Below are 24986 nucleotides of genomic sequence, written 5' to 3'. Positions count from 1 at the left end.
TCTTCCCTCGTCGCGTGCTCGGCGCTCGTTCCTCGCGCCTGCGCGCGCTCCTCAGTCCAGACGGCGCGCGCTCCCTCGCTCCCGCTCACGCTTCCTCCCCAAGGATGCGCGGGACGCGGAAGCGGCCCTGCTCGACGGCGGGCGCGCCGGACAGCGCCTGCTCCTGGGTGAGTCCCGGCCGCGGCTCGTCGGCGCGGAATACGTTGCGCAGCGGCACCGCGTGCGACGTCGGCGGGATGTCGTCGGCCGCGACCTCGCCGACCCGGGCCACCGACTGCAGGATCACGTCCAGCTGGCCGGCGAACTTGTCTAGTTCCGCGTCGGTGACGGCTAGCCTGGCCAGTCGCGCGAGGTGGGCCACCTCGTCGCGGGAGATGTTGGGCACTGGACGAACTCCCTGGTCTTGCGATCATGTCGACTACCTGACGAAGTCTATTTCCAGGCACATCCAGGCTCCGAACGGGTTATCGAGGTGGCAAGCTGGTCACAGGCTCACCGGTCCCATGGTGTGGATGCCCGCAATAGCGGCATGCTGGCGTCTGCGACAATCGTCGGCCGGCACGAGATCGACACCGGCCGTGACGCGGGGTCACCACCGAACAGCAGGAGGCGTGCGCCTTGTCCTTCCTGATCCGAGTGCAGCTACCGGACCGCCCGGGTGCGCTCGGCGCGGTAGCGACCGCTCTCGGGCACATCGGCGCCGACATCCTCAGCGTCGACGTGGTGGAACGGACCTCCGGCACGGCGATCGACGACCTGGTGGTGGAGCTGCCGAAGGGCCGGCTGCCCGACGTGCTGATCACCGCGGCCGAGTCGGTCAACGACGTCGAGGTCGACGCGGTGCGGCCGTACGCCGGCGTGCTGGACACCCATCGCGAGCTGGAGCTGGTCGAGGACGTGGCGGCACAGCCCGACGACGGCCTGGCCATCTTCACCGAGGGCGTGCCGCGCATCATCCGCGCGGGGTGGGCACTGGTCGTCGGCCCTGCCGAGGGCGGCGCGGAGACGCTGACCGCGAGCACGGCCGCGCCGCAGCTTCGCACGCTGGACCTGCCGTGGCTGCCGCTCGCGCGGGCGACCGTGCTCGACGGCGAGGAGCCGTGGGTGCCGGAGACCTGGCAGGAGCTGGGCACGGAGCTCGCCGCCACTCCCCTGGGCAAGCCGGACCGCGTGCTGCTCGTCGGGCGGCCCGGCGGGCCGATGTTCCGCGCGGCCGAGGTGGCGCGGCTGGCACACCTGGCCGGGATCATCGCGGTGGTGCTGTCGGGCTAGCGGGTCGCCGTCCCCTTGAAGAAGGCGTAGTGGAAGGTGCCGCCCTCGTCGGCGGTGCGGTTCAGCGCGTCGATGCCTTGCCGCCACTCGCTTTGGGTGGCGAGACCCGCGGCCAGGGCCTCCTCGCGGACGCCGGCGACCATCGCCGTGAACGTGTCGCGGGTGAAGCCCGCCACGAGGTCCGGTCGGGTGCGATCGGCGTAGACCGTGCGGGGGCGGGTGCGGACCTCGCGGAAGCCGGCGGCCGTGAGCAGGGGTTCGACGCGGCGGCCGATGAGGGCGTCACCGCCGGCGCGACGCTGCAGGGTCACCAGGCAGTCGATCACCTTGTGCGCGGCCGGATGGTCGGGGTGGAAGAACGCCGAGCCGTGGTCGCCCTCGATGACCGTGATCGTGCCGCCGGGGCGGAGCAGGCCGCGCAGGTAGGTGAGCGCGGCGTGCGGGTCGCGGAGGTGCTCGAGCACGAAGCAGACGAAGACGTGGTCGAACTCCTCGGTGATGTCGAACAGGTTCGCGTGGCGGAACTCGACGGTCTCCGGGACGCGGGCGCGGGCCAGCGCGAGGGAGCTCTCGTCGACGTCGATGCTGGTGAGGTGCGCGCCGGGGCTCCCGCGGACGAGGTGCACGGTCTGCGCGCCGACCCCGCAGCCGACCTCGAGGACGCGGCTGCCGGGCGGGTAGGCGGTCCCGGCGTGCAGCAGGCTCGCGAGGGTCTCAGCCTGGTCGCTCAGGCGGCGGATCTCGGCGGGGCCGTAGCCGTGGACGTAGTCGGTGGCGGTCACGATGTTGACTCTCCCGCCAGAATGGTCCGGTGACCAGGTCCAAACCGGCCGCTACCGAGAGGTCCATAACCGGGGCGGACTTCCTGCAGCTGTCGATGGCGGACGCGCCCGCCGGCCGCCGGTCCGCCTGGCTCGCCGGACGCCTCCGCGCGGCGATCGCGGACGGGCGCCTGCCGGTCGGCAGCCGGCTGCCGGCGACGCGCGTGCTCGCGCTGGAGTTGCAGGTGTCGCGAGGTGTCGTGACGGAGGCGTACCAGCGGCTGGTCGAGGACGGGCACGTCGCGGGCCGCGGGCGCGCCGGGACGGTGGTGGTCGCGGCGCCGGTGACGTCGCTGGCGACGCCCCAGCCGGAGGTGGGCTCGCCGTTCGCGGGGACGCCGGACGTCGATGTGTTCGACACGCTGCGCGCGACGCCCGCGCGGCTCGACCTCACGCCGGGCGTGCCGGACCTGGCGGCGTTCCCGCGGACGGCATGGCTGCGGGCGGAGCGGGCGGTGCTGGGCTCGCTGTCCGCGGCGGACCTCGGCTACGGCGACCCGCGCGGGACGTCCGCGCTGCGGCAGGCGGTGGCCGACTGGCTGGCACGCAACCGCGGCGTGCGGGCGTCGCCGGACGAGGTCGTGATCACCGCGGGCGTGTCGCAGGCGCTCGGGTTGCTGACGCAGGTGCTGGGCGTGCCGGAGATCGCGGTCGAGGACCCGGGGTCGCTCGGCACGCGGCAGCACCTGCGGAACTGGGGCGTCGCCACGCCACCGGTGCCGGTCGACGCCGACGGGCTGGTCGTGCCGGCCCTTCGCGCGCCGGCCGTGCTCGTGACGCCCGCGCACCAGTTCCCCACCGGTGTGGTGCTGTCCGGTGAGCGCCGGCGCGCCTTGCTGGCGTGGGCGGCCGGCGGCGGCGTGGTCATCGAGGACGACTACGACGCGGAGCACCGCTACGACCGGGCACCCGTGCCGGCGTTGCGGTCGATGCTGCCTGCCGTGTGCTACGCGGGGAGCGTGTCGAAGCTGCTCGCTCCGGCGTTGCGGCTCGGCTGGCTCGTGGTGCCGCCGGGGCTGCTGCCCGCGGTCGTCGCGGCGAAGCGGAACGCCGACCTCGGGAACGGGGTGCTGGCGCAGTACGTGCTGGCTCGGTTGATGTCGTCCGGGGTGCTGGAGCAGCAGCTGCGGTTTCTCCGCGCGCGGCACCGTCGGCGGCGCGACGCGATGATGGCTTCGGTCCGTTCGTTCCTGCCGCGGGCTGCCGTGCACGGGGCCGCGGCCGGGTTGCACCTCATGGTCACCTTCGAGGGGTCCTTTTCGGACGTTGCGGTGGCCGAGGCGGTCCTGGGGCGTGGGGTGAAGGTGCAGCCCCTGTCCTGGCATCGGCAGGGTCCCGGGGTGCCTGGGTTGGTGATGGGGTACGCGGCCCGCACCGTCTCGGAGATCTCCGAAGCGGTTTCCGTCGTGGGGTCCGTGCTGCGGGAGTTCTGAGGCCGGCGCGCGCGGTCGAGAGGCTGCCGCGTGGGCCGTGGAATTCGGGATTCGTTGTCTCTACCGCAGGTCTAATCGGTAGGTGAGCAGGCTCGTCCGGGGTGTCGGTTGCCAGTCCTTGTCCGGGGTCCGGTGGAAGCCGAGGCGTTCATAGATTCTGTGTGCCGTGGTCATCTCCGTGGAGCTGCTCAGCACCACCCCGGTCAGGCCCAGCTCCGCCGCGCGATCGACGACCGCCCTGGTCAGGGCCTCGCCCACGCCCCTGCCCCGTGCCGCCTCGCCGACCGCCAGCATGCGGAACTCCAGGTCGGCCTTTCCCGCGACCTCGGCCCACGGCGACGTGGGCGGCGCCATGGTCACCGTGCCCAGGACCGTGTCCGCGCCGTCCACCGCGACCCACAGCTCCGCCTCGCGGGCCCGCGTCGCGCCGTCGGCGAGCTTCACGGCGTACGGGCTGTCCGCCTCCGGGTAGCCGCTCGCCCGGTAGGCCTCGACCGTCAGGCGGCCCGCCACCTCGTACTCCTCCGGGCGCGCCAGGCGGATCGTGATCTCACTCATCGTCCGCGCCGATCGTCGCCCGTTCCGTCGCCGCCTCCGGGCCCTGCTCGAGCAGCACCCGGAAGCCGTCCTCGTCCAGGACGGGCACCTTCAGCTGCACGGCCTTGTCGTGCTTCGAACCCGGGGAGTCACCGACGACCACGAACGCCGTCTTCTTCGACACCGAGCCCGCCGCCTTGCCGCCGCGCGCCAGGATCGCCTCCTTGGCCTCGTCCCGGGAGTACGTCCGCAGGCTGCCGGTGACCACAATGGACAGACCGTCCAGGTTGCGCGGGATCGAGGCGTCGCGCTCCTCCACCATGCGCACGCCGGCGCGCTCCCACTTCCCGACGATCTCGCGCCGCCAGTCCGTCGCGAACCACTCGCGGATCGCCGTGACGATCGTCGGGCCGACGCCCTCGGCGGCCGCCAGCTCCTCGTCCGAGGCGTCCATGATCTTCGGGATCGAGCCGAACTCCTGCGCCAGGGCACGCGCGGCCGTGGGACCGACGTGGCGGATCGACAGGGCGACCAGGACCTTCCACAGTGGACGCGTCTTGACCGTCTCCAGGTTGGCGAGCAGCTTCTGCCCGTTCGCCGACAGCGAGCCCGCCTTGGTGCGGAAGAGCTCCACCTCCAGCAACCGCGCCTCGTCGAGGTCGAACAGGTCACCCTCGTCGTGCAGCACGCCGGAGTCGATCAGGGCTGCCGCGGCCTCGTAGCCCAGCACCTCGATGTCGAGCGCCGAGCGGCCCGCGATGTAGCTCAACCGCTCCTTGCGCTGCCCCGGGCAGTCGCGCGCGTTGGGGCACCGGATGTCGGCGTCGCCCTCCTTCTCGTGCGCCAGCTTCGTGCCGCACGACGGGCAGACGGTCGGCATGGCGAACTCGCGCTCCGAGCCGTCGCGGGCGTCCGCCACCGGGCCGAGGACCTCAGGGATGACGTCGCCGGCCTTGCGGATGACCACCCGGTCGCCGATCAGCACGCCCTTGCGCTTGACCTCGCTCGCGTTGTGCAGCGTCGCCATCGCGACCGTCGAGCCCGCCACCTTCACCGGCTCCATCACCGCGAACGGCGTGACCCGGCCCGTGCGCCCCACGTTGACCTGGATGTCGAGCAGCGTGGTGGTGGCCTCCTCCGGCGCGTACTTGTACGCGATCGCCCAGCGCGGGGCCCGCGACGTGGTGCCCAGCCTGCGCTGCTTGGCCACCTCGTCGACCTTGATCACGATGCCGTCGATCTCGTGCTCGACGTCGTGGCGGTGCGCACCCCAGTAGTCGATGTGCTCGAACAGGGCGTCGCGCGACTCGATCACCTTGGTGTGCTCGGACACCGGCAGCCCCCACGCCGCGAGTGCCCGGTACGCCTCCGACTGCCGCGCCGGCTCGAAGCCGTCGCGCTTGCCCAGCCCGTGGCAGATCAGCCGCAGCTTGCGGCTCGCGGTGACCTTCGGGTCCTTCTGCCGCAGCGAACCCGCCGCGGTGTTGCGCGGGTTCGCGAACGCGGGCTTGCCGGCCTCGACGAGCCTCGCGTTGAGCTCCTCGAAGTCCTCGAGCCGGAAGTAGACCTCGCCGCGCACCTCGACGAGCTTCGGCACCGGGAACTCCTTGGTGCCCGTCAGCTTGATCGGCACGTCGTCGAGCGTGCGGACGTTCAGCGTGACGTCCTCGCCGGTACGGCCGTCGCCCCGGGTCAGGCCGCGGACGAGCTTGCCGTTCTCGTACAGCAGGTTGATCGCGAGCCCGTCGATCTTGAGCTCCGCCAGGTACGTCGTCGGGCCGAGCTCCTTCTCCACCCGGTCGACCCAGGCGCCGAGCTCGTCGGGGTCGAACGTGTTGTCCAGGCTGAGCATCCGCTCGAGGTGGTCGACAGCCTTGAACTCCGTGGAGAACGTGCCGCCGACCTGCTGGGTCGGCGAGTCGGGCGTGACCAGCCCGGGATGGCGCTCCTCGATGTCGAGCAGCTCGTGCCACAGCGCGTCGAACTCGCCGTCGGAGATCGTCGGCGAGTCGAGCACGAAGTAGCGGAAGCGGTGCCCGGTGATCTCCTCGGCGAGCACCCGGTGCCGATCCCGGACCTCCGCCGGCACGTCCTCCACACCTTCGGCTTGCACTGCCATACCGTCGTCTGCACTGGTCACGGTCGCAGACTAGTGCGCCGCACCGACAGTTTCAGCCCGCCAGCCCGCGAACGAGCGTGCGCAGTTCGAGCAACCCGATCGTGTCGGCCGGCTCCGCCTCCGCCGTCTCCACGCGACGCAGCCGCTCCGCCGCGAGGCGCTCCCCCAGCGCCGCGTCCAGCGGCAGGTAGGTCATCGCGGCGCGGGCCGCCGGCTCCAGCTCCGCCAGCGCCGGGTGATGCACGGCGACGTCGACCACGCCGTCCGCCTCGTCGACCTGCGCGACGACCCGGACGTCGGCGAGCCGGATGCGGTGCTCGCCGAGGTTCACGGTGACCTGCGTCGGGTCGGGCACCGGCGGGACCGAGTCGTGGTACTCCCAGATCGCGTCCTCCGGCGGGGCGGCCGCGCGCCACGCGTCGGTGTACGGGCGCAGCCGCGGGTCCTCCTGGCCGGTGACGACGAAGGCGTAGATCGCGCGGTGGCCACGCTCGAGCGAGAAGTGCAGCTCCGGGTGCAGGCCGGCGACGAGCTCGCAGAGCTGGTTCTCCACCCGGTTCGGCTCGCGGTCACCCAGCGCCGCGGCGATCTCCGGCAGCATCTCCTGCCAGCGGCACCAGAAGCGCTCGGCGAGCACGCGCGGGTCGGTTCGCCGCCCGGTGGGCCGCGGCGGGCGGCGGCGGAACCACCTCACGAGGCCGTCCCCGCCCGCATTCCGTCGATCACCACGGTCAGCAGCCGCTCGACGCCGTCCGCGTCCGTGTACCGGGCGGCCGCACCGACGCCGTGGCCGAGCCGCAGCAGGTCGCTCGGCTCCAGGTCCGTGCGCACGACGCCGGCCGCCCGCGCGGGTTCGAGCACCGAGCTGGCCGCGTCCCGCATCTGCTTCTTGCAGAAGGCGAACGTCTCGGAGTCGTCGTCGATGGCCGACCTCAGCGCGGAGGCGAGGCCGTAGCTCTCCGCGATCCAGTGGACCTGCTCGCGCATCCAGGCGAACAGTCCCTCGCCCGGCGGCAGCTCGTCGCGCAGCCGGTAGGCGACGTCGGCGAGCTTGGTGATCTCCTCGCGGTAGACCGCCTCGACCAGGGCGTCCCGGCTCGGGAAGTGCCGGTACAGCGTGCCGGGACCGACCGCCGCGCGCTTGGCGATGTCGTCCAGCGGCACGTCGACACCCTGGTCACGGAACGCTTCCCGGGCCGTGGCCAGGATCCGCTCGTAGTTGCGCCGCGCGTCGGCCCGCACCCCGCACCCCTTTAAACGGAGAGATTCTCCGAATAGTGTTGCGCTTCCGGAGATGGTCTCCATATGCTAGCCCAGTCAAATGGAGGATGTCTCCGCTTAGGGGTCTTCGTTGTCTCAACACACGTTGGTTCGGCCTGCCCAGGCCGCGCGACCCGGGCTCGCCCTCGCGATCATCGTCACCTGTCAGCTGATGCTCATGCTGGACGCCACCGTCATGAACGTGGCGCTCCCCCGCATCCGCGCCGACCTGGGGTTCTCCACCACGGGGCTGGCGTGGGTGCTCAACGCCTACACGCTCGTCTTCGGCGGGCTGCTGCTGCTGGGCGGCCGGGCCGGCGACCTGTTCGGCCGCCGCAAGCTCTTCCTCGGCGGCGTCGCCCTGTTCACCGCGGCCTCGCTGTTCGGCGCGCTCGCGGACAGCGCGGGCTGGCTCGTCCTCGCCCGGGTCCTGCAGGGCCTGGGCGCGGCCGCCGCCGGGCCGAACACGCTCGCGCTGATCACCAGCACGTTCACCGAGGCGCGCGACCGGGTGAAGGCGCTGTCGGTGTTCTCGGGCGTCGCCAGCGCCGGGTTCGCGATCGGCCTGATCGTCGGCGGGCTGCTCACCGAGTCGCTCTCGTGGCGGGCGGTGCTCTTCATCAACCTCCCGTTCGGCGTCGCGATCCTCGCGCTCGCGCCGCGGTTCATCCGCGAGCCCGCGCGGCACCCGGCCCGCCTCGACCTGCCCGGCGCGCTGACGGCGACGGCCGGCGTGGCATCGCTGGTGTACGGGTTCATCCGCGCGGCCTCGGCGGGGTGGTCGGACACGCGTGCGCTGCTCGCGCTCGCGCTGGGCGTGGCCCTGCTGGTCGTGTTCGTCCTCGTCGAGGTGCGCACGCGCGAGCCGTTGATGCCGCTGCGCCTGTTCGCGGACCGCAACCGCGCGGCCGGCTACGTCAACTTCTTCCTCGGCCCGATGGCGATGATGTCGGCGTTCTTCTTCCTGACGCAGTTCCTGCAGGAGGTGAGCGGGTACGGCTCGCTGGTCACCGGGTTCGCGTTCCTGCCGCTGGCGGCCGCGCTGTTCACCGTGTCCCGGCTGATCCCGCGGTGGCTGCCGGCCCACGGGCCCAAGCCGTTCGCGATCGCGGGGACCGTGCTGATGGCGCTCGGCATCGTGTGGCTGACGCTCCTGACGCCGTCGACCGGCTACGTGCCAGGGCTCCTCGGCCCGATGATCGTGCTGGGCGTGGGCGGCGGGCTGGCGTTCTCGCCGCAGAACGTGGTGATCATGTCGACGGTCCGGCCGGCCGACGCGGGCGCGGCGGGCGGCGTGCTGCAGACGATGCAGCAGGTCGGCTCGACGCTGGGGCTGGCGGTACTCGTGACCGTCGCGGGGTCGGCGTCCCGGTCGACGGCCGCTGCCGGTGGGTCGCCGACCGACGCCTTGGTGGACGGGATGACGGCGGCGTTCGCCGTGGCGGCGGTGATCCTCGCGCTCACGGTCGCGGTGGCCGCGTCCTTGCGCCGCCTCCCCTCACGAAGCACCGCCCGGTGACGATCACCTCAGCGGTGCGGCGTGTTCGCCGGCCGTCGGTCAGCCACCGGCCACGGACGGGATGATCTGGACTTCGGCGGCGCCGCGCAGGGGGGTCGCGGCGCCGCCGAGCCGACGGCATTCCTCGCCGTCCACGAAGAAGTTCACGTAGCGGCGCAGGCGGCGTTGCTCGTCGCGCAGGCGTCGCTCCAGGGCCGGGTACCGGTCGGCCAGCGCGTCGAGCAGGTCGGCCAGCGTGGCGGTCTCCGGAACCCGCACGTCCACTGTGGAGCAGTCCTCGGCGCGGGAGCGCAGGGCGCTCGGCAGCCGCACGGTGACCTCCACCGGCTACACCACCACGGCCCGCACGCACAGGACGTCCGGCAGCTGCTCGCCGACCAGCTGCCAGTGCTCGCCCTCGTCGCGGCTCGCGTACACCGAGCCCGACCGCGTGCCGAAGTACACGCCCGCCGGGTCGTCGTCGTCCGCGCACATCGCGTCGCGCAGCACGCCGCTCCAGAAGTCGTCCGGCAGGCCGTCCGTCAGCGCGTCCCACGACTTGCCGGCGTCCTCGCTGCGGTACACCGCGCACCGGCCGCCCGGTGCGAAGCGCATCACGTCGGCCTGCAGCGGGAAGTTGTAGATCACGTCCGGCCGGTGCGGGTGGGCCACCATCGGGAAGCCGAAGTCGGCCGGCAGACCGTCCGCGATGGACTGCCAGCTCTCGGCCGCGTCGTCGCTGCGGTACACGCCGTGGTGGTTCTGCAGGAAGAACCGGTCCGGCCGGTCCGGATGCTGCGCGACCTTGTGCACGCACTGCCCGAACTCCGGGTACGGGTCGGGGTTGCGGTAGGCCTGGATCCCGACGTTGCGGGCCCGCCAGCTGTCGCCACCGTCCGCGGTGACGTACACGCCGCCGGTCGACATCGCGACCGTCATCCGCGCCTCGTCGGCCGGGTGCGGCAGGATCGTGTGCACCGCCTGCCCGCCGAACCCCGCTCCCCAGTCCGGCCGGTGCGGGTGGTCCCACAGGCCGCGCACCAGCTCGTAGGTCTCGCCGCCGTCCACGGACCGGAAGACCGCCGACGGCTCGACGCCCGCGTACACGACCTCGGGCGTGCTCGCCGGCCCCGGCGCGAACTGCCACACGCGGGCGAGCGCGGCCCCGGTGCCGGCGGGGAACGCGATCGGCGCGTGGTCCGGCTCCTGCCACGTCGCCCCGAGGTCGTCGCTGAACGCCACGCTGGGGCCGTAGTGCTCGCTGGTGATCCCGGCGAGCAGCCGCGGCTCCCCGCGCCTGGTGTCGAACGCGACCGCGTACACGTCGTTCATCGCGTGGTGCGGACCCGTGACCGACCAGGTGGCCCGGCCCTCGTCGCTCCGCGCGAGGAACAGGCCCTTCTTCGTACCGATGGCGAGCACTGTGGTCATGGCCCGGGACGCTACTCGCGCCCCCCGACAGTCACCAGGATTCCGGCGGCTCCACGAACCCCTTGCCGAGATCGCGGACCAGCGACAGCGCGCGGCGCGCCCACTCGATGCTCGCACCGGACAAGCCGCACGTCGGGGTCGGCACCGCGCGTTCGGCGAGCAGCGAGCGCGGGAAGCCGAGGCGGTCGACGAGGTCGAGGGCCGGCCGGGCCAGCCGCTCGAGCGTCGGGGGCGCCGAAGGGCCGACCGACGGGACGAGCCCGAGGAACAGCACGCAGCCGTCGTCGAAGGCCTCGCCGAGCTGGTCGGCGAGCACCGCCGGGGTGCCGTCCAGCAGCGTCGCGTCCAGGGCGATCGCGTCGGCGCCGGCCCCGCGGATGAGCGCCACGGGCGGGCGCGGTGCGCAGCAGTGGACGATCACCGGCCGGCCGGTGGCCTCGCGCGCGGCGGTGACGAGCGCGGCGAGCGTGTCGCGCGCGTCCGGCTCGGCGACCGCGGGCACGGTGCCGAGCTTCGACGGCGTCGGCAGCACGCCCGCGAGGACCGCCGGCAGCGAGGGCTCGTCGAGCTGCACCACGACCTCCGCGCCCGTCCTCTTGCGCACCTCGGCCACGTGCCCGCGCAGCCCCTCGGCAAGCGACTCGGTGACGTCGCGCAGCGCGCCCGGGTCGGTCAGCACCCGGTGGCCGCGCGGCAGCTCGACCTCCGAAGTCAGCGTCCACGGGCCGGCCACCTGCACCTTCATCAGGCCCGGCCGGACACCCGCCTTCTCAACGGCCTCCTCGAGGGCGTCGAGGTCGCGGCGGAGCTGGTCGACCGCGCGGCGGTGGTCGGCGCCGGGCCGCGCGGTGATCCGGTAGGCCGTCGGCACGACCTCGACCGAGATGTCGACGAGCAGCGCGGCGGCGCGGCCGATGAGGTCGGTGCCGAGGCCGCGGCCGGGCAGCTCAGGCAGGTGCGGCAGGTCGGGCAGCTCGCCGACGACGACCGTGGCCGCCTCGAGCGGGTCCGTACCGGGCATGGAGCCGATGGCTGTCGCCGCGCCGGGCGGCCAGGGTGCGCTGGACACGGGTCAAGTGTGCGCCATCGAAAGAGGTCTAGACCTGTTGGCCCTGTGGTCTGAACCACCCGCGGTGGTAACTCCCTGCACACTGCCGGTTTCGGACACCACCGCCACCCCGGCGGTCGCCGCGCCCACCGCCGTGCCCTGAGCCGGCCAGCCCGAGATGTTGGCAGGATGGTGGGCATGACCCCGTCCACCGGCCTGTCCACCACCCTGCCGACCCGTGCCGACGTCGACCGCGCCGCCGCGCGCATCGCGCCCTACGCGCGGCGCACGCCGGTCATGCGCGCGGTCGTCGACGGCCGCCCGCTGGTGCTGAAGCTGGAACAGCTGCAGCTGACGGGCGCGTTCAAGCTGCGTGGTGCGCTGAACGCGCTGCTCGGCGGGCCGCGGCCGGCGCGCGTGGTCACGGCGTCGGGTGGCAACCACGGGCTGGCCGTGGCGGCGGCGAGCGCGCTGCTCGACCTGCCGGCGACGGTGTACGTGCCGGAGTCGGTCCCGCCCGCGAAAGCCCGCCGCATCGAGGCGACGGGCGCGTCGCTGATCCGCCACGGGTCGACCTACGCCGAGGCCGCGGCGGCCGCGATGGCGTTCGCGGACGCACCTGGCTCGCGGTACGTGCCGGCGTACAACGACCCCCTGGTGATCGCCGGGCAGGGCACGTGCGCGGCGGAGGTCGTCGCGCAGTGCCCCGACGTGGACTCGCTCGTGGTCGCGGTGGGTGGCGGGGGGCTCGCGGCGGGCACGGTGCTGGGTGCGGCGGGGCGGCCCGTGGTCGCGGTGGAGCCCGCCGGGTGCCAGGCCCTGCACGACGCGCTCGCGGCCGGGCGGCCGGTCGACTCGGCGGTCCAGTCGATCGCCTCGTCGGCGCTCGGCGCCACCCGCGTGGGCGACCTGCCGTTCGAGCTGCTGCGGTCGGTGCGGTCGGTGCTGGTGCCGGACGCGGAGATCATCGCGGCTCGGGACCGGCTGTGGGAGGAGTTCCGGCTGGCCGTGGAGCCGGCGGGGGCGGTCCCGTTCGCCGCGTGGCTCGCGGGCTCGGTGCCCGGGGAGCTGGCGTGCCTCGTCGTCTGCGGGGCGAACACGGATTGGCAGCCGGTCTAAGGTCGTCGCATGACGTGCACTTTCTGCGGCGAGCCTCGGGATGCGGTGTCAGCGCTGGTGGCCGGGCCCGGGGTGTACATCTGTGACAGCTGCGTGACCTTCGCGCGGTCGGCGCTCGAGGAGGCCGACTCGGTGGCACCGTCACGCGGGACGCCGACGGTCGAGCTGCGGTGCTCGTTCTGCTCGCGGCCGGCGCGCGAGGTGCGGCGGCTGATCGCGGGACCGGACGTCCGTATCTGCGACGGATGTGTCCGGCTGGCGAGTGACGCGGTGGCCGGGCGGACGGACTGAGGTCTGCGTCCGGTCGGAGTGGACCGCCGCCGCGTGCGCAACGGGAGTCCGCCGAACGCGTCTGCCGCGGGCTTGTCCATGGGACGTGGCAGGCTTTCGTCCCATGGTTGATCAGGAACCGCTGTCGCAGCTCCAGGACCACCTCGGCGCGGACCGGGTGTCGGTGAGCGCCATGTTCGGCAAGCCGGCGCTCACCGACCACAACGGCAAGGCCTTCGCCTGCCTGCTGGACGGCGAGGTCGCCTTCCGGCTGGGGCGCGACAGTGCGGCCCACGCGGAGGCGCTCGGGCTCGACGGCTCGCACCTCTTCGATCCCTCCGGCAAGGACCGGCCCATGAAGGACTGGGTCAGCGTGCCACCCACCCACGCGAATCGCTGGGCCGACTTCGCCCGCTTCGCCCTCGCCGTCGAACGCTGACGCAAGGCCCACTACGCACGCACCTCATCCGCACCTACCCGGCGTCGACCGTGGTCCCGTTCTCGGCGCTGGTCCCGGTGCCCGGCATGGCCGCGTCCGCGCTGCTGCTCGACGAGCGGCTGAACGCGCTGAAGCTCCTCGCCGCCGTGCTGATCATCGCGGGCGTGCTCGCCGGCGTGCCGCGGCGCGAACCGGCTAGGGCCGCACCAGCCCCGACCGGACCGCGTGCAGCGCCGCCTGCGTCCGGTCCTGCACGCCAAGCTTCCCCAAGATCGCGCTGACGTGCGTCTTCACCGTCTTCTCCGACAGCGACAGCGCGCGGGCGATCTCCCGGTTCGACCGGCCGCGGGCGACCTCCAGCAGGACGTCCCGCTCGCGCGCGGTCAGCTCGGCGCCACCCGGGCGCGCCTCGCCCGCGGCCAGCAGCCGGGCGACGTCGGGATGCAGGAGCACGTGGCCGGCGTGCACCGAACGGATCGCGGCCGCGAGCGCGGGCGGGTCGATGTCCTTGTAGACGTAGCCGCTCGCGCCCGCGCGCACGGCCGGCAGCACCGCGGACGGCTCGGTGAAGCTCGTGATCACCAGGACCTTCGCCGGGTTCCCGGCCTCGCGCAGCCCGTGCAGCGCGCTCACCCCGTCCGCGCCGGGCATGCGCAGGTCGAGCAGGATCACGTCCGGACCGAGCCGCTCCGCGTCGTCCACACAGGACGTGCCGTCGGCGGACTCGCCGACCACCTCGAGGTCGTCCTGCACGTCGAGGAACGTGCGCAACCCCTGGCGCACCACGGGATGGTCGTCGACGACTAGCACGCGGATCCGGTCAGCCACCGGTCGGCACCGCCAACCGCACGGTCGTCCCCCGACCCGGCCCGGAGGCGACGTCGAGCCGGCCGCCCGCCGACCTCGCCCGCTCGCGCATCGACGTGAGGCCGAGCCGGCGGCCGGCACCCTCGGCCGACCGCGGCTCGAAGCCGGCGCCGTCGTCGCGCACCTCGAGCACCACGGTTCCCTTGTCCGTCACCATCTTCACGTCGATGCGCGACGCCCCGGCGTGGCGCAGCGCGTTGTGCAAGGCCTCCTGCGCGATCCGGTACACGGCCTGCTGACGCGCCTCGGTCAGCGTCGGCACGCAGTGGCAGCTGGTGTACCGGATCGTGGGTTCGTGCACCCGGTCGAGTAGTTCCGCCTGCTTGCGCAGCGCGATGTCCAGCCCGTCGCCGCCCAGGTCGGCCGGGCGCGCCTCGACGACGATCGCGCGCAGCTCGTCGGTCGCCTCGGCCGCGAGCTTGCGCACGTTGGCGAGCTCCGCGGCGGCGCGGGCGGGGTCGCGCTCGAGCAGCGCGGACGCGGCGTCGGCGGTGAGCCGGAGGCTGAACAGCTTCTGCGTCACCGCGTCGTGCAGCTCGCGCGCGATCCGGTTGCGTTCCTCCACGATGGACAGCTCGCGCCCGCGCTCGTAGAGCCGCGCGTTGACGATCGCGATCGCCGCGTGCGCGGCCAGCAGGCGCATCAGCTCCTCGTCCGCGGCGGTGAACCCGCCCGGATTGCAGCTGTTGGCCAGGAACAACTCGCCGACGAACTCGTCGCCGTCCACGATCGGCATGCCGAGGAAGTCGGTCAGCTCCGGGTGCGCGGCGGGCCACCAGCCGAACCGCGGGTGGTCGCGGATGTTGGCGAGCCGCACCGGGTTCGGGTCGCGGAGCATCACCGCGAGCACGCCGTGGGTGCGCGGCAGCGGGCCGATCGCCGCCCACTGCTCGTCGGTGACGCCGTCGGCGATGAACTCGCCGAACCCGCCGTCGCCGTCCGGGATGCCCAGCGCGGCGTAGCGGGCGCCGACGAGCCGGCGGGCCGAGGTCAGGATCGTGCGCAGCACGTCGCGCACGGACAGGTGCGCGGTCACCGCGAGCACCGCCGCACTCACCTCGCGCAGCTCGTCCCGATCGAAGCCGGTCACGTCGCCACGGTACCCAGACCCGCGGGTTCGCGGATCGGGCCGAGGACCTAGGTCCATCGACCGAGGACCGTCCGGTCCCGGGCCCGATGCCCGGCCGTCGCCGCGCTCCTAGCGTCGGCGGTGATCGAAAGGAGACACGCGATGCCTGTCGCGATCATCACCGGGGCGTCCCGCGGGCTGGGCCTCGCGCTCGCCACCGGACTCGCCGAAGCCGGCTGGCGGCTGGTCGTCGACGCCCGCGACGCGGCGGCGCTCGAGGCCGCGGTCGCGTGGATCGGCGACGCGCGCGCGGTGCCCGGCGACGTGACCGACGCGGGCCACCGGACGGCGCTGGTCGCCGCCGCGGACGAGCTCGGCGGCGCGGACCTGCTGGTGAACAACGCCGGCATCCTCGGCCCGAGCCCGCAGCCGCGGCTGGGCGAGTACCCGCTCGACGTGCTGCGGTCGGTGTACGAGGTCAACGTCGTCGCGCCGCTCGGTCTCGTCCAGCTCGCGCTGCCGGGCCTGCGGGAACGGGGCGGCGCGATCGTGAACGTCACGTCGGACGCCGCGGTCGAGGGCTACGAGGGCTGGGGCGGCTACGGCTCCGCGAAGGCGGCCGTCGAGCAGGCGTCGAACGTGCTCGCCGCGGAGGAACCGGCCGTGCGGGTGTGGTGGGTCGACCCGGGCGACCTGCGGACGCGTATGCACCAGGAGGCGTTCCCGGACGAGGACATCAGCGACCGGCCGCTGCCGGAGACCGTGGTGCCGGCGTTCACGCGGCTGGTCACGACGCGCCCGCCGTCGGGCCGGATCCGGCTCGCCGAGATCACGGCATCGGCATGAGCTCGCCGGTCGCGATGGACTTCATCCTGCCCACCGAGCTCGAGGCGCACGAACCCCCGGAAGCGCGGGGGGTCGCGCGGGACGGGGTGCGCCTGCTGGTGAGCGAGCCCGGGCGGATCTCGCATCACCGGTTCACCGACCTGCCGGTGCTGCTGCGGGCCGGTGACCTGCTGGTGGTCAACACGTCGGCGACGATGCCGGCGGCGGTGTCGGTGGCCGGAGCCGGGCTCGCCGTGCACTTCTCGACGGAGCTGCCCTCCGGGCGCTGGCTGGTCGAGCTGCGGCGGGTGGCCGGGCGGGCGACGGAGCCGTACCCGGCGGGTTCGGCCGGCGAGCGGTACGCGTTGCTGGGCGGGGGTTCGGTGACGTTGCGCCGGTCGTTCTCGGCCGGCCGGCTGTGGGAGTCCGATGTGGACACGCTGGGCCGGGGGGTCCCCGCGTACCTGTCGGCCTTCGGCGCGCCGATCCGGTACTCCTACGTGGCCGCGCGGTGGCCGCTGTCGTACTACCAGACGGTGTTCGGCACGACGCCGGGCAGCGCGGAGATGCCGAGCGCGTCGCGGCCGTTCACCGACCGGCTGGTCACGGAGCTGGTGTCGGCGGGCGTGCAGTTCGCACCGGTCCTGCTGCACACGGGGGTGGCCTCGCCGGAGGCGCACGAGCGGCCGTACCCGGAGCGGTTCGCGGTGCCGGCGGCGAGCGCGCGGCAGGTCAACGCGGCGCGCGCGGAGGGCCGCCGGGTGCTCGCGATCGGCACGACGGCCGTGCGGGCGATCGAGTCGGCGGCGTCGCCGTCCGGGGTCGTGTCGGCGGCGTCGGGCTGGACGGACCTGATCGTGACGCCGGCGCGTGGGGTGCGCGTGGTGGACGGCCTGCTGACCGGCTTCCACGAGCCGCGGGCGTCGCACCTGGACATGCTGGCCGCGATCGCGGGCCGGGACCTGCTGGACCGCACCTACGCGGAGGCCGTCAACGCGGACTACCTGTGGCACGAGTTCGGCGACGTGAACCTGATCCTGCCCTAGTACGCCTGCCACTCCTCGGTGGTGAGGCGCAGCACCCGTGGGTCGTCCAGTGTGGACGGAGGCTCGGTGCCCGTGGGGTGGCGGTCGGCCGGGAAGGCCTCGGCCGCGTCCAAAGTCGGCCGGTTCAGGAACCGGAGCGGCGAGGGCGGGTCGAGGCGCAGCCGCGGCGGTGGGCCGTCCTGGGCGAGCGCGAAACCCCAGTCGCCGAAGGTGGGGACGTTCACGTGGTACGGGGTGACGCCCAGGCCGGCCGCGCGCATCGTGTTCAGGATGCAGTCGTACGTGCGGGGCGCGAAGTACGGCGACCCGGCCTGCACGACCAGCCGCCCGCCCGGGGCGAGCGCGCGCCGCGCCAGCAGGTAGAACTCCTGCGAGTACAGCTTCGCGGTGGCCGTCGCGTCCGGGTCGGGCATGTCGATGATCACGGCGTCGAACCGGTCGGACGTGTCGCGCAGCCACGCGAACGCGTCCGCGACGACGACCTTCACCCGCGGGTCCTCGAGCGAGCGGCGGTTCAGCGTGGTGAGCCGCGGGTCCTGCTCGGCCAGGCGCAGCACGGCCGGGTCGAGCTCCACCTCGACGGCCTCGCGGACGTCCGGGTACTTGAGCACCTCGCGCATCGCGAGCCCGTCGCCGCCACCCAGCACGAGCACCCGGCCGCGCGGGCCGGCGAGCAGCGGGTGCACCAGCGACTCGTGGTAGCGGTACTCGTCGATCGAGGAGAACTGCAGGTCGCCGTTGAGGAACAGCCGCGTGTCGGTGGGCCCGTCGGCGATCGGCGAAGACTGCGTCAGCACGATGTCCTGGTAGCCGGACGTCTCCGAGTACACGACCGGGTCCTCGTACAGCACGCTGCGCGAGTACCGCAGGAACGCGTCGCTGCCGGCGAACGCCACGCCCAGCACGGCCAGCACCGCGAGCGTGCCCGCGGCGACCGCGGCCCGCCGGCGCCGCGACACCGTGCGGGCGAACAGCAGCAGCACCACGAACGCGCCGGCCACCGCGTTGACCATGCCGACGAGCAACGCGCCCCTGGTCTGGCCGAGCAGCGGCAGCAGGAGGAACGGGAAGGCGAGGCCGCCGACGAGCGCGCCCACGTAGTCCGCGGCGAACAGGTCCGCGGTGGCCGAGCCGGCGTCCTGGCGCCGGATCCGCTGCAGCAGCGTCATCAGCAGCGGGATCTCCGCGCCGATCAGCGCGCCGACGACGAGCGCGATCGCGACCAGCGCGGGCCAGTACAGGTCGAGCCAGGTGAACGCCGCGTGCAGGCCCAGCACCGACAGCCCACCGGTGAGGGCGAGCGCGGCCTCGATCGCCGCGAAGCCCGCCAGCGCCCGGCGCTGCAGGGGTTTCGCGGCGAGCGAGCCGATGCCCATCGCGAACACCATCGTCGCCAGCACGACCGACGCCTGCGTGATGGAGTCGCCGAGCAGGTACGAGCCCTGCGCGACCAGCGCGAGCTCGTAGACCAGCCCGCACGCGGCACAGGCGAACGTGGCGAACAGCAGCCCGGCCCGCAGCGCCCGGGTGCGCCGGGCCTGTGGTCGTGCTCGGGTCTCGACCGCGGTCATGTCTCGGACGATCGCTCGGACGATCGCTCAGACGATCGCGACGGCCACGATCGCCGCGACCGCGATGTGCGAGGCGCCGTTGACGTACACGGCCGGGTGCGGCTCCTCGGAGACCATGAGCGCGCCGAGCCTGCCCGGGGTGACCGCGTCGATGACCACGAAGGACAGTCCCATGAGGACGAGACCGAGGATCCCGTAGGCCAGCGTGGAAACGATGCCGACGGCCCAGTCGTTCTCGCTGGCGGCGATCGCGGTGGCGACGATGATGCCGACGCCGAGGAGGTTGCTCGCGAGCAGGACGGCCGCGTTGCGGTTGCGCTGCACCCAGACCTGCTCGCGCAGGTTGCCCGGGGTGAGCACGTCGACCAGCGCGAAGCCGACCGCCATCAGCACGAGCCCGACCAGGCCGTACGTGGCGGCGATGCCGACTTCGGTGAAGACATCGGACAGCATGGGTGGGTGGCTCCTATTCGTCTGGCCTGGTCCGGGAATCGGGCTCGGGACCTGGTTCGGGCTTCACGGTGGACTCCGGCCGCGGCCGCGCACGCGGCTCCGGCGCGGACTCCGGGGCGGACTCCGGCGCGGGCTCCGGCGCGGGCTCCGGCGCGGGCTCCTGGTCCTGCCGGGGCTCCGGCCGCCGCGCGGGCGGCGACCAGGCCCGCGCCGGCGGGCCCGGTGGCGGTCGCGGGGCCGGCGGCTGGTGGAACGGCTCGCTGGGTCGGTCCGGGATCTGCTCCGCGGCCGGGCCGATCGGCCGCGGCGGACGTCGCGAGGACCTGACGACGTACCAGCCGAACACCACCGCCGCCGCCAGGATGAGCGCGCCCCACAGGATCTGCATGCCGGACTGGCGCCAGAAGTCCCCGCCCGGCGAGTTCGTCGGCTGCTCGTTCGCCGAGTCCGCCTCCGGCGCGGGCGAGGCCTCCATCGGCTTCGCGAGACCGGTGTCGGCGGCCAGCAACGGCAGCGCGGCCACCGCCTTGTAGACGTCCACGTCGACGTCGTCGCCTTCCAGGCCGCCCTCGCTGATGATCTCCAGGTCGTCCAGGTCGTCGACGGTCGGGCCGCCCGGCGAGCTGGACACCCCGTACGACGCCGAGTCCTCCGACTCCGACGACTCCGGCGTCCACACGATGCTCGCGGTGAACTCGACGGTCTTGGCACACCCGGCACCCGCGTCCTGCAGCGACTGCCCGGCGCCGAAGTTCGAGCCGACGCTGGTCTGCGGCACGCCCTCGTTGTCCACGGCGACCGACCAGCCGTAGCAGACGCCCTGGGCCTCGTACGCGTCGGCGAGCGTCGCGGCGAGCTCGTCCGCGTCGGCCTGGTCGAAGATGACGTCGGCGGCCGCGGCACCCGGCGCGGCCAGCAACGCGAGCGCGCAGGCCGGGATGACGAGCAGACGACTCATTTGCCGGCCCCCGGCCCACCGCCGCGCACACCCTCGCCCAGTCCGCCGCCGGTCCCCCACACGCCGGCCACGAACGGGAACCAGTGCGCGTACCCGTGCCGCTCGTCGTCGAGGTAGATCCGCGAACCGGCGCCGGCCGCCGTGATCCCGACGATGTCGTCGGAGTAGCGCAGGAAGTAGCCCTCCGGGTCGGTCTGGACGTCCGCAGGGTCCACCGCCGAGCGGATGTCCGCGTAGACGTCCTTCGGCTTCTGGTCCGATGTGTACACGATGGAGCTGCCGTTCGACGACACGCGCTTGTAGTTGTCGTCGAGGTAGCCGCGCACGCTGTGGTTGCCCACGAACGCGAACACGAGCACGAGCAGGCCGACGACGCCGAGCCCGCCGGCGATGAGCAGCTTCGGGCTGATCCGCCTCATGCCTTCCTCACCACGGTCCGCGTCTCCACCAGCTCACCGGCCTGCGGGTAGGCGTGCCAGGTCCGCCATGCCGTGCCGTCCTTCTCCTCCCACGCCCGCATCGCCGTGACCGCGAGCGGCGAGCCGGGGAACTGGCCCACGAGCGCCGACTCGTCGGTCGCGCAGTCGCCGACGATGCCGGCGACCCGATCGGCCAGCGCGATCTCCGCCAGCCGCAGGGTCTGTGAGGCGAACTGCACGCGCAGCCCGTCGACCACCTGCTCGTCGCGGCCGGGCAGCGAGTCCTCACGGTTCGGCAGGCAGGCCACGGTCTCCGACCACGTGCCGACCACGACCTGGTGTGACTTGCCCAGCAGCCGCAGCTCGACCTGCTGCCCGTGCAGCACGACGACGTGCGTGCCGAGCGCGGGCAGCCGGGGCAGACCGAAGGCGAGGCTGAGATCGGCGGCTCGCAGGTCGACGAACCCCGTGTCGATGCGGGCTCTCACGTCCGGTCGCTGCCCGCCGGGTACACGCGCAGCGCCGGCAGCGGGACGGACTCGCCGAGCCCGGCCTCCCACTTGCCACCGTCGAACCGCTCGAAGCTGAGCGCCTTGCCGGCCGGGCCCTCGTAGTCGACGTACTCGACGCTGCCCTTCTCCGCGACCGTCGTGGTGCCCTCGGAGGTGTAGCGCGCGGTGCCGTCCTCGTCCTTCGTGTACGTGACGCCGCCGACCTCCATCGTCTTGCCGCTCGGCTCGGCGACGAGGTCGGTCTCGCGCCAGAAGTACACCTCGAGGTCCGGGTCCTCCTCGACCGACAGCCAGAGGCGGTCGCCGCGGGTGTCGTCGAGGAAGTGCTCGGACCAGCTGTAGCCGCCTTCGGTGAGCCGCAGGGACCCGCGCACGAAGTACAGCTGGTCGCCGTAGTCGACCATGTCGCCGGCGCGCACGGTGCGGACGTCGGTGACGCCCTCGTGTTCGCGCAGCGGGTCCTCCGGCTTGGCGGGCGCCTGCTGCGCAGGCTTCGTGTTGGACCGCCCGCGCAGCACCAGCACGGCGATCAGCGCCACGACGAGCACGATCAGCACGATGACGAGCACGACCACGGGTGGTTCCTCCTAGTCGGACGGGGTGATGCGGGCGAGCATAGCCATTCCTCGGGCGTCGGGCGTACGTGATCGGCTACCTCAGCTGGCGCCGAGGCAGATGAACGGGCGGCGGAACGGGTCGGCGGCCACCGCGGCGGCGAGCGCGACCGCCGGCCGGTCGCCGGCGGAGATGCGGTGGTGGTACTCGACCATCGCCGACGCCGCCGCCATGTCGCCCACCCGGCTCGCCGCGGCCACCACCGTGCGCACGCCGCCCGCCAGCAGCCCGCCCGCGAAGCCGAGTGCCTCGTCGCCCGGGCGGATGTGGTTCATCGCCAGCTCGCACGCGGCCAGCACGACGTGCCGGGGCGGGCGGCGCAGGCGGGCGAGCTCGTGCGCGAACAGCGGGCCGTCCGCGAGCTCCAGGCGGGAGAACATCGCGTTGGTCGGCTCGTGCTCGCCGTGCGCGGCCAGGTGCGCGATCGCCGCACCGTCCAAAGCCGACAGCACGGCCGCGACCGTGCTGCCCGGGCTCGCCAGGTAGATCGCGTCCGGGTACGTCGAGCGCAGCGCGGACTCCTCGGCGATCGCCTCGGTCAGCCGCGGGCCGCGGGCCAACAGCACCCGGCCGCCGTCCGTGCCCGACCGCTCCGCGGACAGCCAGGCCGTGGCCGACGGGGCGACCACGACCGGCCGGCCGCGCAGCGACGGCAGGCTGCCCCACGGCACCGCGTACAGCGCCCCGGTCGGCACGATCACCAGCTCGCGGCGGCCGGCGAACCGCTCGAGCGGCGTGATCAGCCGGGTGTCGAGGACGTCGGCGCTGCGCCGTGCCGACCCGGTGACCACCGCGGCGACCGCGGGTGCGAGCCCGTCCGGGGCGAGCGCGTCGAGGTCCGCGTACAGCCGGTGCGCCCACTCCGCGGTCTCGGCCGCCGACGCGAGCCGCGCGAGCCGGGTCCGCCCGCCCGCGACGACGACCGCCAACAGCTCGTCGCCCGACACCGCGAACGAGACCAGCGCCCGCTCCCCGAGCTGTGCCGAGACGTCGGCGAGCGAGGCGACCGGACGCGGCCGGCCCCACGGCGTCGTGTACCAGCCCTGCCGCAGCACCTCGCGTTCCAGGGCCGCCGCCTGCCGCTCCTGCCGCCGCGCCGGCCGGCCGGCGACCCGCTCCAGCTGCACGGCCCGGCGCAGCGACCGCAACACGCTGACCTTCTCCGCGAGCACCGGGTCGTCGATCGCCGGCATCGGCTCGTACCGGTACACCTGCGCGCGGGTCCGTTCGAGCCAGCCGAACAGCTGCCGCGCGGAGCGCCGGGGCCCGTTCAGCACCAGCCGCACGGCGAGCTCGCCGAGCTGCTGGCCGTGGACGGCCGTGCCGCACACGAGCTCCAGGCCGCCCATCCGGTCGCGGGCCCGGCCGAGCTCGACGAGGCCGCGGCGCGCCTCGGCCAGCGCGCGCCGCCGGTCGCCGCGGGCCACCGCGAGCTCGGCGCGGCACAGCCGCAGCAGCATCCGGTGGTCCAGGGGTGTCGTCGCGCGCTGCGGCGGCAGCTGGTCGAGCAGGATCTCCGCGGACGCCGGGTCGCTGCGGCGCACCTCCAGGCGCACGGCGAGCATCAGCGCGAGCCCGGTCTCGTCCTCGAGCAGCAAGGCACGCAACGACTCCGCGAGCTTGACCGCGCGCACCGGCAGCCGCGGCGGCACCCGGCCCGACTCGATCGACACGGTCGCGTCCGCGCGCATCGCCACGAGCGCGGACACCGCCGCCCACCGCGCGTTGCCGCGGCGGGTGAAGCTGCGCTCGGCCGCGCGGGCGCGCCGCTTCGCGTCGTTCGTGGCCCCGTCCAGCAGCGCGGCGGCGGCGCGGGCGAGCTCGGCCTCCGCGAGGTCCTGGCCGGCCCGCTGCTCGCGGAGCATCGGGATCGCGTCGTCGAGCTGGCGTGCGGCGTCGGCGGCGAGGCCGGCCGCGAGCAGCGCCCGCGCGCGGTCGAGCTGGAGCGTGGGCAGCATTCCCGTGCTGTGCTCGCGGTAGCTGCGCTCGGTCTCGTCGTAGTGGCGCAGCGCCGTGGGCAGGTCGCCCGTCATGTAGGCGACGTAGCCGAGGTTGTGCCGGGCCTTGGCGGCGAGCAGCACCAGGCCGTGGTCGTCGCAGACCTCGATGCAGCGGGCGAAGTCCGCGGCCGCGCCCGCGACCTGGGCCAGGAAGATGTACGACGTGCCGCGGTTGAGGTACGCGCCCGCGAGCACGGACGCGTCCCCGGTGCCGCCGCGCATGCCGCGCTCGAGCCGCGGAATCGCGTCGTCGAGCACCTCGAGGCCCTCGGGCACGCGGCCGGCGCGCAGCAGCAGCAGCCCGCGGTGGGCCAGCACCAGACCGTCCAGTTCGGACCGCTCGACGCCGTCGGGCAGCCGCCGCGCGTGCCGCTCCGCGTCGTCGAGCCCGTCGAGCCCGGCCGTGAGCGAGTCGGTCTCGGCCGCGACGTAGGCGAGGCTGACGAGGACCCGGACGCGCAGCGCCGTCACGCGCTCGTCCGGCACACCGGACCGGTCGAGCAGCCGCTGCGCGTCCCGCAGCAACATCCGGCCGTGCCCGAACCGGTACGCACCGACGGCCGCACGCGCGCGGGCGTGCAGGTCGTGTGCGCGCACGAGGCCGGAAGTCAGGACGCCACTCCTAGTACCGCCATCCGCGTTCCTTGAGTCTCATGTCCGTCAGCGTCATCGCGTTGCGGGCCCGCTCGATGCCGTAGTCCTTGCCGGTCTCCGGGTCGCGGGCCATCGACTCGGCGAGCATGCCCGCCACGACCGGGGTGGCGAAGGACGTGCCGGCCCACACCGCGAAGCCGGTGCGCAGGTCGTCGGGGTCCGGGGAGGTGCGCATGCGCGGACCCACTCCCCCGCCGTCGAGCTTGCCCATGCCCGGGTTGGCCGCACCCTGCCACATCGGCACCGTACTGACCAGCGCGTTGCCCGGCGCCCAGCGCCACACCCACGGGCCGTCGTTGCTGAACGCCGCGGTCGTGTGGCCGGACGCGTTGAGCGCGCCGACCGCGGCCACCATCTGGTTGCCGCTCGCACCACCGGCGTCCGCGCCGAACGCGGCGGGCAGGAACGGCCGGGTGGTGGCGTCGTTGCCGGCCGCCGCGACGACGAGCACGCCGAGGTCGGTGAGCCGCCGCACGGCGGCCTCGACCTGCACGACGTCGGCAGGCGAGGCGGTCTCCGGGTAGAAGCCGAGCGACATCGACACGACGTCGACCAGCTCCTCCGGGGTGTTGTTCGCGAGCGCGCCCTCGACCCGGCGGCGCAGCCAGTCGAGCGCGAACAGCACCGAGCCCTCCGTCGAGAGCCCGTCGCTCTCCAGCACGCGCAGCGACAGCACCCGCGCGTCCGGGCACATCTGGTGGATCAGCCCGGTCACGAACGTGCCGTGCCCGAAGTGCGAGTCGGTCAGCC

General features: G+C 73.8%; 28 protein-coding genes. 8 read left to right on the top strand and 20 right to left on the bottom strand.

The window, feature by feature from the left end:
* Positions 1 to 85: 85 nt before the first annotated feature.
* Positions 86 to 385 (bottom strand): Asp-tRNA(Asn)/Glu-tRNA(Gln) amidotransferase subunit GatC, encoded by a 300-nt coding sequence (gene gatC, locus VH969_RS33535; protein WP_331982032.1) that lies wholly within the window; start codon positions 383 to 385, stop codon positions 86 to 88.
* Positions 386 to 618: 233 nt separating this feature from the next.
* Here gatC and VH969_RS33530 point away from each other — a divergent pair, with 233 nt between their 5' ends.
* Positions 619 to 1272 (top strand): ACT domain-containing protein, encoded by a 654-nt coding sequence (locus VH969_RS33530; protein ID WP_331982029.1) that lies wholly within the window; start codon positions 619 to 621, stop codon positions 1270 to 1272.
* Here the strand turns inward: VH969_RS33530 and VH969_RS33525 are convergent.
* Positions 1269 to 2054, bottom strand: a complete 786-nt coding sequence (locus tag VH969_RS33525) for a methyltransferase domain-containing protein (protein WP_331982026.1) — start codon at positions 2052 to 2054, stop codon at positions 1269 to 1271. The genes VH969_RS33530 and VH969_RS33525 overlap by 4 nt on opposite strands.
* Before the next feature lie 29 nt (positions 2055 to 2083).
* On the opposite strand from VH969_RS33525, the gene pdxR reads away from it, so the two are divergent.
* The gene (gene pdxR / locus VH969_RS33520; RefSeq protein ID WP_331982023.1) at positions 2084 to 3526 is read left to right on the top strand and encodes a MocR-like pyridoxine biosynthesis transcription factor PdxR; all 1443 of its coding nucleotides are present in this window, start codon (positions 2084 to 2086) and stop codon (positions 3524 to 3526) included.
* A 60-nt stretch (positions 3527 to 3586) separates the two neighbouring features.
* On the opposite strand, the gene VH969_RS33515 is transcribed toward pdxR, so the two are convergent.
* The 4 genes from VH969_RS33515 to VH969_RS33500 are packed head-to-tail and all read right to left on the bottom strand — an operon-like array spanning position 3587 to position 7424.
* Positions 3587 to 4084 (bottom strand): GNAT family N-acetyltransferase, encoded by a 498-nt coding sequence (locus tag VH969_RS33515; RefSeq protein ID WP_331982020.1) that lies wholly within the window; start codon positions 4082 to 4084, stop codon positions 3587 to 3589.
* Positions 4077 to 6182, bottom strand: a complete 2106-nt coding sequence (ligA, locus tag VH969_RS33510) for an NAD-dependent DNA ligase LigA (RefSeq protein WP_331982194.1) — start codon at positions 6180 to 6182, stop codon at positions 4077 to 4079. Before ligA ends, VH969_RS33515 begins: the two co-directional genes overlap by 8 nt.
* A 52-nt stretch (positions 6183 to 6234) precedes the next feature.
* A complete protein-coding gene (locus VH969_RS33505; protein ID WP_414638661.1) occupies positions 6235 to 6876 on the bottom strand; it encodes a hypothetical protein in 642 nt (213 codons plus the stop codon).
* Positions 6873 to 7424: a TetR/AcrR family transcriptional regulator gene (locus VH969_RS33500; protein WP_331982017.1), complete on the bottom strand. Its 552-nt coding sequence runs from the start codon at positions 7422 to 7424 to the stop codon at positions 6873 to 6875. The genes VH969_RS33505 and VH969_RS33500 overlap by 4 nt, the downstream gene beginning before the upstream one ends.
* Positions 7425 to 7548: 124 nt before the next feature.
* Between VH969_RS33500 and VH969_RS33495 the strand changes: the two genes are divergently transcribed.
* Entirely contained in the window at positions 7549 to 8961 is a 1413-nt protein-coding gene (locus VH969_RS33495; RefSeq protein ID WP_331982014.1) for an MFS transporter, read from the top strand.
* A 39-nt stretch (positions 8962 to 9000) separates the two neighbouring features.
* Here VH969_RS33495 and VH969_RS33490 read toward each other — a convergent pair whose 3' ends face one another.
* Genes VH969_RS33490 through VH969_RS33480 form a run of 3 tightly spaced genes read right to left on the bottom strand, consistent with a single transcriptional unit; the run spans position 9001 to position 11440 of the window.
* Positions 9001 to 9285: a ubiquitin-like small modifier protein 1 gene (locus tag VH969_RS33490; RefSeq protein ID WP_331982011.1), complete on the bottom strand. Its 285-nt coding sequence runs from the start codon at positions 9283 to 9285 to the stop codon at positions 9001 to 9003.
* A gap of 3 nt (positions 9286 to 9288) precedes the next feature.
* Positions 9289 to 10371 carry a WD40/YVTN/BNR-like repeat-containing protein gene (locus tag VH969_RS33485; protein WP_331982008.1) on the bottom strand — a complete coding sequence of 361 codons (1083 nt, stop codon included), beginning with the start codon at positions 10369 to 10371 and terminating at the stop codon, positions 9289 to 9291.
* 31 nt (positions 10372 to 10402) lie between these two features.
* Positions 10403 to 11440, bottom strand: a complete 1038-nt coding sequence (locus VH969_RS33480; RefSeq protein WP_331982005.1) for a methionine synthase — start codon at positions 11438 to 11440, stop codon at positions 10403 to 10405.
* A gap of 177 nt (positions 11441 to 11617) precedes the next feature.
* On the opposite strand from VH969_RS33480, the gene VH969_RS33475 reads away from it, so the two are divergent.
* From VH969_RS33475 to VH969_RS33465, 3 genes are all read left to right on the top strand, one after another.
* Positions 11618 to 12538, top strand: a complete 921-nt coding sequence (locus VH969_RS33475) for a serine/threonine dehydratase (protein ID WP_331982002.1) — start codon at positions 11618 to 11620, stop codon at positions 12536 to 12538.
* Between the two features lie 9 nt (positions 12539 to 12547).
* Complete coding sequence (locus VH969_RS33470) at positions 12548 to 12829, top strand: ClpX C4-type zinc finger protein (protein ID WP_331981999.1); 282 nt, start codon at positions 12548 to 12550, stop codon at positions 12827 to 12829.
* A 103-nt stretch (positions 12830 to 12932) separates the two neighbouring features.
* Entirely contained in the window at positions 12933 to 13247 is a 315-nt protein-coding gene (locus VH969_RS33465) for a hypothetical protein (RefSeq protein ID WP_331981996.1), read from the top strand.
* Between the two features lie 34 nt (positions 13248 to 13281).
* Here VH969_RS33465 and VH969_RS34680 read toward each other — a convergent pair whose 3' ends face one another.
* Genes VH969_RS34680 through VH969_RS33450 form a run of 3 tightly spaced genes read right to left on the bottom strand, consistent with a single transcriptional unit; the run spans position 13282 to position 15204 of the window.
* Positions 13282 to 13404 (bottom strand): hypothetical protein, encoded by a 123-nt coding sequence (locus VH969_RS34680; protein WP_331981993.1) that lies wholly within the window; start codon positions 13402 to 13404, stop codon positions 13282 to 13284.
* A gap of 38 nt (positions 13405 to 13442) precedes the next feature.
* Positions 13443 to 14075, bottom strand: coding sequence for a response regulator (locus VH969_RS33455; RefSeq protein ID WP_331981990.1), 633 nt, complete (start codon positions 14073 to 14075; stop codon positions 13443 to 13445).
* A complete protein-coding gene (locus VH969_RS33450; protein ID WP_331981987.1) occupies positions 14068 to 15204 on the bottom strand; it encodes a GAF domain-containing sensor histidine kinase in 1137 nt (378 codons plus the stop codon). Before VH969_RS33450 ends, VH969_RS33455 begins: the two co-directional genes overlap by 8 nt.
* A 141-nt stretch (positions 15205 to 15345) precedes the next feature.
* On the opposite strand from VH969_RS33450, the gene VH969_RS33445 reads away from it, so the two are divergent.
* Positions 15346 to 16029 (top strand): SDR family oxidoreductase, encoded by a 684-nt coding sequence (locus VH969_RS33445; protein ID WP_331981984.1) that lies wholly within the window; start codon positions 15346 to 15348, stop codon positions 16027 to 16029.
* Complete coding sequence (locus tag VH969_RS33440; RefSeq protein WP_331981981.1) at positions 16026 to 17054, top strand: S-adenosylmethionine:tRNA ribosyltransferase-isomerase; 1029 nt, start codon at positions 16026 to 16028, stop codon at positions 17052 to 17054. Before VH969_RS33445 ends, VH969_RS33440 begins: the two co-directional genes overlap by 4 nt.
* Here the strand turns inward: VH969_RS33440 and VH969_RS33435 are convergent.
* The 8 genes from VH969_RS33435 to VH969_RS33400 form a co-directional block, all read right to left on the bottom strand.
* Positions 17051 to 18625, bottom strand: coding sequence for a polyamine aminopropyltransferase (locus VH969_RS33435; RefSeq protein ID WP_331981978.1), 1575 nt, complete (start codon positions 18623 to 18625; stop codon positions 17051 to 17053). The genes VH969_RS33440 and VH969_RS33435 overlap by 4 nt on opposite strands.
* Positions 18626 to 18652: 27 nt before the next feature.
* On the bottom strand, positions 18653 to 19078 hold the full coding sequence (locus tag VH969_RS33430; RefSeq protein ID WP_331981974.1) for a DUF350 domain-containing protein: 426 nt from the start codon (positions 19076 to 19078) through the stop codon (positions 18653 to 18655).
* 13 nt (positions 19079 to 19091) lie between these two features.
* The gene (locus tag VH969_RS33425) at positions 19092 to 20036 is read right to left on the bottom strand and encodes a hypothetical protein (protein WP_331981972.1); all 945 of its coding nucleotides are present in this window, start codon (positions 20034 to 20036) and stop codon (positions 19092 to 19094) included.
* Positions 20033 to 20455: a DUF4247 domain-containing protein gene (locus tag VH969_RS33420; protein WP_331981969.1), complete on the bottom strand. Its 423-nt coding sequence runs from the start codon at positions 20453 to 20455 to the stop codon at positions 20033 to 20035. The genes VH969_RS33425 and VH969_RS33420 overlap by 4 nt, the downstream gene beginning before the upstream one ends.
* A complete protein-coding gene (locus VH969_RS33415; protein ID WP_331981966.1) occupies positions 20452 to 20943 on the bottom strand; it encodes a DUF2617 family protein in 492 nt (163 codons plus the stop codon). The genes VH969_RS33420 and VH969_RS33415 overlap by 4 nt, the downstream gene beginning before the upstream one ends.
* Complete coding sequence (locus VH969_RS33410) at positions 20940 to 21542, bottom strand: DUF4178 domain-containing protein (protein WP_331981963.1); 603 nt, start codon at positions 21540 to 21542, stop codon at positions 20940 to 20942. The genes VH969_RS33415 and VH969_RS33410 overlap by 4 nt, the downstream gene beginning before the upstream one ends.
* 81 nt (positions 21543 to 21623) lie before the next feature.
* A complete protein-coding gene (locus VH969_RS33405) occupies positions 21624 to 24179 on the bottom strand; it encodes a CHAT domain-containing protein (RefSeq protein ID WP_331981960.1) in 2556 nt (851 codons plus the stop codon).
* A 25-nt stretch (positions 24180 to 24204) separates the two neighbouring features.
* Positions 24205 to 24986: S8 family peptidase (locus tag VH969_RS33400; protein WP_331981957.1), on the bottom strand; the 782-nt coding region annotated here is incomplete at its 5' end.

Origin of the sequence: Actinophytocola sp., assembly GCF_036555685.1 — a bacterium.
Lineage (GTDB): Bacteria > Actinomycetota > Actinomycetes > Mycobacteriales > Pseudonocardiaceae > Actinophytocola.
The sequence above is the reverse complement of the archived record's forward strand: the minus strand, read 5'-3'. Positions and strand labels throughout refer to the sequence as shown.